Annotated in this window: 8 protein-coding genes; 6 read left to right on the top strand and 2 right to left on the bottom strand. The window is 73.8% G+C overall.

The window, feature by feature from the left end:
• Together ACFQ6N_RS32640 and ACFQ6N_RS32635 are read right to left on the bottom strand one after the other, a co-directional pair.
• Positions 1-690: 3-oxoacid CoA-transferase subunit B (locus tag ACFQ6N_RS32640; RefSeq protein WP_380657035.1), on the bottom strand; the 690-nt coding region annotated here is incomplete at its 3' end.
• A gap of 4 nt (positions 691-694) precedes the next feature.
• A complete protein-coding gene (locus tag ACFQ6N_RS32635) occupies positions 695-1,456 on the bottom strand; it encodes a CoA transferase subunit A (RefSeq protein WP_380657032.1) in 762 nt (253 codons plus the stop codon).
• 364 nt (positions 1,457-1,820) lie between these two features.
• Here ACFQ6N_RS32635 and ACFQ6N_RS32630 point away from each other — a divergent pair, with 364 nt between their 5' ends.
• The 6 genes from ACFQ6N_RS32630 to ACFQ6N_RS32605 all read left to right on the top strand — a co-directional run bounded on the left by ACFQ6N_RS32630 (position 1,821) and on the right by ACFQ6N_RS32605 (position 7,850).
• Complete coding sequence (locus ACFQ6N_RS32630) at positions 1,821-3,092, top strand: substrate-binding domain-containing protein (RefSeq protein WP_380657029.1); 1,272 nt, start codon at positions 1,821-1,823, stop codon at positions 3,090-3,092.
• 4 nt (positions 3,093-3,096) lie between these two features.
• On the top strand, positions 3,097-3,894 hold the full coding sequence (locus ACFQ6N_RS32625; RefSeq protein WP_380657026.1) for an ABC transporter ATP-binding protein: 798 nt from the start codon (positions 3,097-3,099) through the stop codon (positions 3,892-3,894).
• The gene (locus tag ACFQ6N_RS32620; RefSeq protein WP_380657023.1) at positions 3,891-4,748 is read left to right on the top strand and encodes an ABC transporter ATP-binding protein; all 858 of its coding nucleotides are present in this window, start codon (positions 3,891-3,893) and stop codon (positions 4,746-4,748) included. Before ACFQ6N_RS32625 ends, ACFQ6N_RS32620 begins: the two co-directional genes overlap by 4 nt.
• On the top strand, positions 4,748-5,614 hold the full coding sequence (locus tag ACFQ6N_RS32615; RefSeq protein ID WP_380657021.1) for a branched-chain amino acid ABC transporter permease: 867 nt from the start codon (positions 4,748-4,750) through the stop codon (positions 5,612-5,614). The genes ACFQ6N_RS32620 and ACFQ6N_RS32615 overlap by 1 nt, the downstream gene beginning before the upstream one ends.
• A gap of 248 nt (positions 5,615-5,862) precedes the next feature.
• The gene (locus ACFQ6N_RS32610; protein WP_380657018.1) at positions 5,863-6,948 is read left to right on the top strand and encodes a branched-chain amino acid ABC transporter permease; all 1,086 of its coding nucleotides are present in this window, start codon (positions 5,863-5,865) and stop codon (positions 6,946-6,948) included.
• Positions 6,945-7,850 carry an alpha/beta fold hydrolase gene (locus tag ACFQ6N_RS32605; protein WP_380657015.1) on the top strand — a complete coding sequence of 302 codons (906 nt, stop codon included), beginning with the start codon at positions 6,945-6,947 and terminating at the stop codon, positions 7,848-7,850. The genes ACFQ6N_RS32610 and ACFQ6N_RS32605 overlap by 4 nt, the downstream gene beginning before the upstream one ends.
• The last annotated feature ends 94 nt before the right edge of the window (positions 7,851-7,944 follow it).

The raw sequence follows: 7,944 nt of genomic DNA, 5'->3' as shown, positions 1-7,944 counted from the left end.
GTCCGTGAACTCCACCATCGAATGCACCACCGACTGCGGGTGGACCACGACCTCGATCCGCTCGAAGGGCACGTCGTACAGCAGGTGCGCCTCGACCCGCCGCCCCGTCGCGGGAAGCGACAGCTCCCCGACGATCTTCGGCGAACCGTCCCGGGCGGTGTGCTCCATCACGACGATCAGCCGGCGGGCCCCGTGCACCAGGTCCATCGCACCGCCCATGCCCTTGACCATCCTGCCGGGGATCATCCAGTTGGCCAGGTCCCCGGTGGCCGACACCTGCATCGCGCCGAGCACCGAGACGTCGATCCGGCCGGCCCGGACCATGCCGAAGGAGAAGGCCGAGTCGAAGTAGGAGGCACCAGGGGCGACCGTCACCGTCTCCTTGCCGGCGTTGATCAGGTCGGCGTGCTCGGCCCCCTCCTCCGGGTACGGGCCGACGCCGAGGACGCCGTTCTCCGAGTGCAGCACCACCTCGACGCCCGGCGGCAGGTGGTCGGGGATCAGGGTGGGCAGGCCGATGCCCAGGTTCACGTACTGACCGTCGCGCAACTCCCGTGCCGCACGGGCGGCCAGGGCGTTCCGCGAGTCGAGGCCGAGGGCGGGGGCAGGGGCAGGGGCAGAGGCAGGGACGGGTGCGGCCGCCGGGGCGGGGGTGCGGTCGGCGGCGGGGGCGTCGCTCGGGGCGGACATCGGCTCAGGCCTCCTGGAGCGCGGGGCGGACGGTCCGGCGCTCGATGCGGCGGTCCTCGGGGTCGGCGGCGACCACCCGGTCGACGTACACCCCGGGCAGGTGCACGGCGTCCGGCGGGAGCTCGCCCGGCTCCACGATCCGATCCGCCTCGACCAGGGTGATCCGGCCCGCCGCCGCGCAGAGCGGGTTGAAGTTGCGGGCGGCCGCGTGGAACACGCAGTTGCCGTGCCGGTCCGCCACCTCGGCCCGGACCAGGGCGAAGTCCGCCGTGATCGCCTCCTCCAGCAGGTACCGGCGACCGCCGAACTCCCGGACCTCCTTGGGCGGCGAAGCCGACCGCACCGAGCCGTCCGCCGCGTAGCGCCAGGGCAGCCCGCCCTCCTCGACCTGGGTGCCGACCCCGGCCGGGGTGAAGAACGCCGGGATGCCGGCGCCGCCCGCCCGCAGCCGTTCGGCCAGCGTGCCCTGCGGGGTCAGCTCCACCTCCAACTCGCCGGACAGGTACTGCCGGGCGAACTCCTTGTTCTCCCCGACGTACGAGGAGGTCATCCGGGCGATCCGGCCCGCCCGCAGCAGCAGGCCCAGCCCCCAGTCGTCCACCCCGCAGTTGTTCGAGACCACGTGCAGTCCGCGGGCACCGGCGTCCACCAGGGCGCCGATCAGCGTGCTCGGGATGCCGCACAGGCCGAAGCCGCCGACGGCCAGTAGCGCGCCGTCGGGGATGTCCCCGACCGCGTCGGCGGGGGAGTCCAGGACCTTGTCCAAGGGGTCACCTCGTGAGGGAGTGAGAGGGGGAGGGGGAGGGAGGGAGGAGGGAGAGGAGCGGAGCGGAGCCCGGGCGGGCGCGGGCCGGGCACGCCGCCGGGGCGGCTGGCGCCCGGACGGTTCCGCGTCCCTCCACCGTCACCGGGCACGGGCCGTCGCAGCCATGGCGACCGCCGCCATGGGTCGGCGCGGACCCGTGTCGGCGGGCCACACCCGGCTGTCCGGACGGCGGCGCCGGACCGGCGGTATGTCGGCCGGAGCCACATCCGGCCGGGCTGCTGCGTCGTTCGGCCACATGTCGCCGTTCCCACCGCACACCTACGGTTCCGGCATCCACCCCGCCGCACCTCAGGAGTCGGTCACCATGCGCAGCTCGACAGCCCCCACCAGGACCGCCTCCGGCGCCCGCCCGGGCGAGCCCCTGACCGGCGGCCCGGCCCGGAGGTTCGCCGCCCTCGCGGCGTGCGTCCTGCTCGCCGCAGGCTGCGCCAAGGCCGGCACCGCCGGGACGAGCACGGCGGACGGCGGGGCGAAGGGCCCGGTCAAGGTCGGCCTGGTGTACTCCAAGACCGGACCGCTGGCCGCCTACGGCAAGCAGTACCTGGACGGTTTCAAGGCCGGCCTGAGCTACGCGACCAAGGGCACCGGTGCGGTCGACGGGCACCGGATCGAGTTCGAGGAGCAGGACGACGCGGGCGACCCGGCCAAGGCGGTGTCCGCCGCCAAGGACCTGATCGGCAAGGGCTACAAGGTGCTGGCCGGTTCCACCGCCTCCGGCGTGGCCCTCCAGGTCGGCCCGATCGCCGCCCAGAACAAGGTGCTCTTCATCAGCGGCCCGGCCGCCGCCGACAAGGTCACCGGGCTGAACAAGTACACCTTCCGTTCCGGCCGCCAGTCCTACCAGGACATCAGGACCGCGGCCTCGTTCGTCGGTGACGCCAAGGGCAAGAAGGTCACCGTGCTCGCGCAGGACAACGCCTTCGGGCAGGCCAACGTGGCCGCCGTGAAGGCCGTGCTCGGCGCCGAGGGAGCGACGGTCGAGCCGGTGCTCGCCCCGCCGAGCGCCACCGACCTCACCCCCTTCGCCACCCAGGCCAAGACCGCCAAGCCGGACCTGCTGTTCGTCGCCTGGGCCGGTGACACCGCCTCGGCCCTGTGGACGGCGCTCAACCAGCAGGACGTGTTCACCGACACCAAGGTCGTCACCGGCCTGGACCTGGCCGCCTCCTACCCGCTGTTCGGGGCGGCGGGCGAGAAGATCTCCTTCCTGAACCACTACTTCGGCGGCGCCGCCGGCACCCCGGTCGAGAAGGCCATGGAGGACGCCGTCACCGCCGCCGGAGGGAAGACCGACATCTTCACCCCCGACGGCTTCACCGCCGCCCAGATGATCGTGCACGCCGTCGAGGCCGCGCACGGCTCCGCCGACGACACGTCGGCCCTGGTCAAGGCGTTGGAGGGCTGGAGCTTCGACGGGGTGAAGGGGAAGGCCACGGTCCGCGCCGAGGACCACGCCCTCCTCCAGCCGATGTTCCAGGTCCGGCTGACCGGCAGCGGGGCCGCCGCCAAGCCCTCGGTGGAGAAGGCCCTGACCGCGGACGAGGTGGCGCCCCCGGTCGCCCCGATGGCGGGCTGACCCGGTGCCCGCCCGTACCGCCTCCGCCCCCTCCCCGTCGTCCGCGCGCTCCTCCTCCCCGGTGCTGCGCCTGGACGGACTCGGCTGGTCCGTCCGTGGTGTGCCGATCGTCGAGGACGTCTCCTTCTCGGTCGGCGAAGGCGAGTTCATCGCCTTCATCGGGCCCAACGGCGCCGGCAAGACCTCCCTCTTCAACCTGGTCTCCGGCATCTACCCGGCGACCCACGGCAGCCTCCACCTCGACGGTGCCGACGTCACCGCCGAGTCGGTGCACGCCAGGGCCCGCCGGGGGCTCGGCCGCACCTTCCAGACCTCCTCCCTCTGGCCGGGGATGACGGTCGCCGACCATGTCCGCCTGGCCGCCCAGGCGGCGGCCGGCCCGCGCGCCTCGTACCGGCTCTGGCGCCGCGCCGAGCGCTACGAGGAGCAACTGGCCGACACCCTGCACCGCACCGAACTCACCCACCGCGCCGACACCGTGGCCGGCGCGCTCTCGCACGGGGAGAAGCGGAAGCTGGAGCTGGCCGTCCTGCTGGTCTCCGACCCGAGGCTGATCCTGTTGGACGAGCCGATGGCGGGAGTCAGCGCGGAGGAGGTGCCCGCCCTCACCGAGCTGATCCGCTCCGTCCACCGCGACCTGGGCCGGACCGTCCTGATGGTCGAGCACCACATGGACGTCCTGCTCGGCCTGGCCGACCGGCTCGCGGTGATGCACCACGGCACCCTGCTCGCCCTGGACACCCCCGAGGCCGTGATGGCCGACCCGACCGTGCAACAGGCCTACCTGGGTGAGGCGCTGTGACCTCCTCTCCGCTCTCATCCCGGCTCTCCTCGCCGGATCCGTCCGCTGCCGGAACCCTCCTCTCCGTCCGCGATCTGCGGGTGGTCATCGACGGGCTGCACATCCTGCACGGCGTCGACCTCGACGTGGCCCCCGCCGGGGTCACCGCGCTCCTCGGCCGCAACGGCGCGGGCAAGACCACCACCGTCAAGGCCGTCATGGGCCTGGTGCCGCGCACCGGGAGCATCCGCCTCGCCGGTGCCGAACTCTCCTCCCTTCCCACGCATCTGGTCGTTCGTCACGGGATCGGCTACGCCCCCGAGGACCGGGGGATCTTCGCCGGCCTCACGGTCGCCGAGAACCTCCGCCTGGCCGAGCGCGCCGCCCCCGCCGGGGGAGCCGCGGGTGAGCCTGACTACCCGCTCGTCCATGAGCTCTTCCCCGAACTGAAGCAGCGGGCCGCGCAGTTGGCCGGGACGCTCTCCGGCGGCCAGCAGCAGATGGTGGCGATCGGCCGGACGCTGCTCAACCGCAACCGGTTGATCATCGCCGACGAGCCCACCAAGGGCCTGGCCCCGAAGATCGTCGCCGAGGTGGCCGAGGTGCTGGCACGTGCGGCCGAAGCCGTGCCCGTCCTCCTCGTCGAGCAGAACCTCGCCCTGGTCCGCCGGCTGGCGGGCACCTGCGCCGTGCTGGCCGACGGCCGTACCGCCCACCGTGGCGACACCGCCGAGCTGTTGGCCGACGAGGAGGCCGCCCGCCGCCTGCTCGGCGTCGGCACCCGTCGCCCGCCCGCCGACGGCCCCCGGCCCGCCGTCACCGGGCCCGCCGGCTCCCAGGCCACGCACGTCGTCACCGCGGAGGTGAAGCCCTGATGGACACCGTCGTTCTCCTCTCCTGTACCGGACTCGGTCTCGGTGCGCTGTACTTCCTGGTCGCCTCCGGTCTGTCGCTGATCTTCGGTCTGATGGACGTGCTCAACTTCGCGCACGGCGCCCTGCTCTCCATCGGCGCCTACGCCACCTGGTGGGCCGGCACCGAGGCCGGCCTCTCCTTCTGGCTCGCGGTGCCCTTCGGCACCCTGGTCGGGACGGCCGCCGCCGTCCTGCTGGAGCTCTTCCTGATCCGGCCGCTCTACAGCCGCCCGCGCGACCAGATCCTCGCCACCGTCGGGGTCGGGCTCGCCGTGCCCGCCCTGCTCATGGGGGTCTGGGGAGCGGACGCCCGCCCCTTCCCCCAGCCGGCCCTGCTGTCCGGCACCTGGCACGTGCTCGGTGCGACCGTCCCGGTCAACCGCTTCGTGCTGGTGGGAGCCGCCGCGCTCCTGCTGCTCACTCTTCGGTTGTTCCTCGCCCGCACCCGCTACGGGCTGATCGTCCGGGCCGGCGTCGAGGACCGGGCGATGGTCACGGCGCTCGGCATCGACGTCCGGAAGGCGTTCACCCTCGTCTTCGCCATCGGCGGGGCCGCCGCCGCGCTCGGCGGTGCCCTCGGCGGCCTCTACTTCGGTTCGGTCAACCCCGGCCAGGGGACCGGGCTGCTCATCTTCGCCTTCGTCGTCGTCGTGATGGGCGGCATGGGATCCGTGACCGGGGCCGCCGCCGCCTCGGTGGGCGTCGGCCTCGTCCAGCAGTTCGCCAACTACTACACCGGCGCCGGGCTCGGCGACCTCTCGGTCGTCGTCCTGCTCGCCGTGCTGCTTCTGGTCCGACCCCGTGGACTCACCGGGAGGCTCGCGTGAGCGCCGAAACACCCGACACGAGCACCGGTGGCCGCAGGGCCCACCGCAGCGCCGTCCCGGCAGGGGGGATTGATACCGGCCCCGCCGTGACCACCATGCCGACAGAGGGGACTGACACCAGCTCCACCGACACCGCCACTGTGGCAAGGGGGACTGACACCGGCCTTGCCGAGACCCATTGTGAACACACCGGCGAACCCGGCGCCATCCCTCGAACAGGTGAATCAGTCACTCATCGCTGGACAGCGGTGCACAGAGCGCTACGCTGGTGGCCGATCGCCCTGCTGATCACGTTCCTTGTCGCCCCATACAGTGCGCTTCCCGTCCCGGGACTGCTCGACGGCCCGCTCGGCAGCCCCGGAAGCCTCCAACTCCTCGCCCTGTGCCTGCTCTACGGGGCCCTCGCCACCGGCTACGACCTCCTGCTCGGCCGTACCGGACTGCTCTCCTTCGGCCACGCGCTCTACTTCGCGACCGGCCTCTACGCCACCGACCTCGGCATGCTGGAGCTGCGCCTCCCGTTCGCCGCCGCCGCGGTGTTCGGCGTCGCCTGCACGGTGCTGCTGGCGCTGCTGCTCGGCTCGGTGAGCCTGCGGGTCACCGGCATCGGCTTCTCCATGGTCACCCTGGCCTTCGCCCAGGCCGGCTCGATCCTCGTGCAGCGCAACCCCGGTGGCGCCACCGGCGGCGAGGAGGGCCGGTCCGCCCCCGCCGACCTGCTGCCCTCCGGCCTGCTCGGGATCGAGAACACCGCCAACCTCTACTGGATCGCCGTCGGCTACCTGGTGCTGACGGTCGCCGCGGTCCACTGGGCCGTCAACTCGCCGATCGGCCGGGTCTGGGAGGGCATCAAGGAGAACGAGCGCCGGGTCGAGGTGCTCGGACTGCGCCCCTACGGCTACAAGTTGGTCGCCTTCGTGCTGTCCGGCGCGCTCGCCGGGCTGGGCGGGGTGGTCTACCTGCTGCTGACCGGCGGCGCCACGCCGCAGGCTGCCGGCTCGGACGCCACGCTCGCGCTCCTGGTGATGGTCGTGCTCGGCGGGTCGGGCACCCGCTGGGGGCCGCTGCTCGGCGGCGTCCTGTACACCTGGGCCGGCCACCGGCTCGGCGACCTCGCCAACTCGACGGCCGTCGCGGACCTGCCCGCCGTGCTGCGCGTGCCGCTCTCCCAACCCCTGTTCCTGCTGGGAACGTTGTTCGTCGCCGTGGTCTACCTGCTGCCCGGCGGCCTGGCTAGACTGCCTGCCCGCGTCCGATCCGCCCGCGCCGCCCGCTCGGACCGGACGCCGAGCGGCGCCCGGACCGCCCACCCCACCGGAGGTACCCCCGCGTGAGCCAGTCGCCGCTGAAGCCCGAGGAGTTGACCGTACCCGTACCCGGCGGGGACCTCGCCGTCCTCCACTGGCCCGCCGAGGAGCCGGGGGCCCCGACGGTGGTGGCGGTGCACGGCATCACCGCCAACGGCCTCGCCTGGTACGAGGTCGCCCGCCGCCTCGCCGGCCGGGTCACCCTGCTCGCACCCGACCTGCGCGGCCGCGGCGCCAGCCGCTCCGTCGCCGGACCGTACGGGCTGGCCCGGCACGCCGACGACGTGGCCGCACTGGTCACCGCCCTCGGCGCGGGGCCCGTCACGGTCGTCGGCCACTCGATGGGGGCCTGGGTCACCGCCCTGGCCGCCGTCCGCCACCCCGGCCTCGTCCGCCGGGTCCTGCTGGTGGACGGTGCGGTGACCTTCCCGCTGCCCGAGGGCGTCCGTGAGGAGGACGCCCTGGCCGCGGTGCTCGGCCCCGCGCTGGCCCGGCTGTCCATGACCTTCCCGGAGCGGGACGCCTACCGGGAGTTCTGGCGCCGGCACCCGGCCTTCGACGGCGCGTGGTCCGAGGGGATCGACGCCTACACCCAGCGCGACCTCGTGGGCGCGGAGCCCGAACTGCGCTCCTCCTGCGTGCTGGAGGCCGTCCAGACCGACGGTGCCCAGGTCCTCCTCGACCGGGAGGCGGCCACCGCCGTGCACCGGCTGCCCTGCCCGGCCGAACTGCTCTGGGCCGAACGCGGCCTTCTCGACGAGCCGCAGGGCCTCTACGACCACCGGCGGATCGGGCTGGCCGGGCTGGACCACGAGCGGGTTCCGGCCTCACCGGTGCCGGACACCAACCACTACTCGATCCTCTGGGGCGAGGCCGGGGCCGACCGGATCGTCCGAAGCCTGCTCGCGGACCTCCCCGCCAAGGAGTAGCCGGGCCCCGGCGCGGGTCCCGGCGCAGCCCGGTCAGGCGCGGCCCGGTCCGGCGCCGGCGCGGGCCCCGGCCGGATCCGCCCGGGACGGCACT

The organism is Kitasatospora sp. NPDC056446, assembly GCF_042796115.1.
Lineage (GTDB): Bacteria > Actinomycetota > Actinomycetes > Streptomycetales > Streptomycetaceae > Kitasatospora.
This window is presented reverse-complemented; position numbering and strand designations above follow the sequence as displayed.

Coding starts and splice junctions, on each gene's coding strand:
- ACFQ6N_RS32630 (WP_380657029.1), top strand. CDS start 1,821: ATGCGCAGCTCGACAGCCCCCACCAGGACCGCCTCCGGCGCCCGCCCG.
- ACFQ6N_RS32615 (WP_380657021.1), top strand. CDS start 4,748: ATGGACACCGTCGTTCTCCTCTCCTGTACCGGACTCGGTCTCGGTGCG.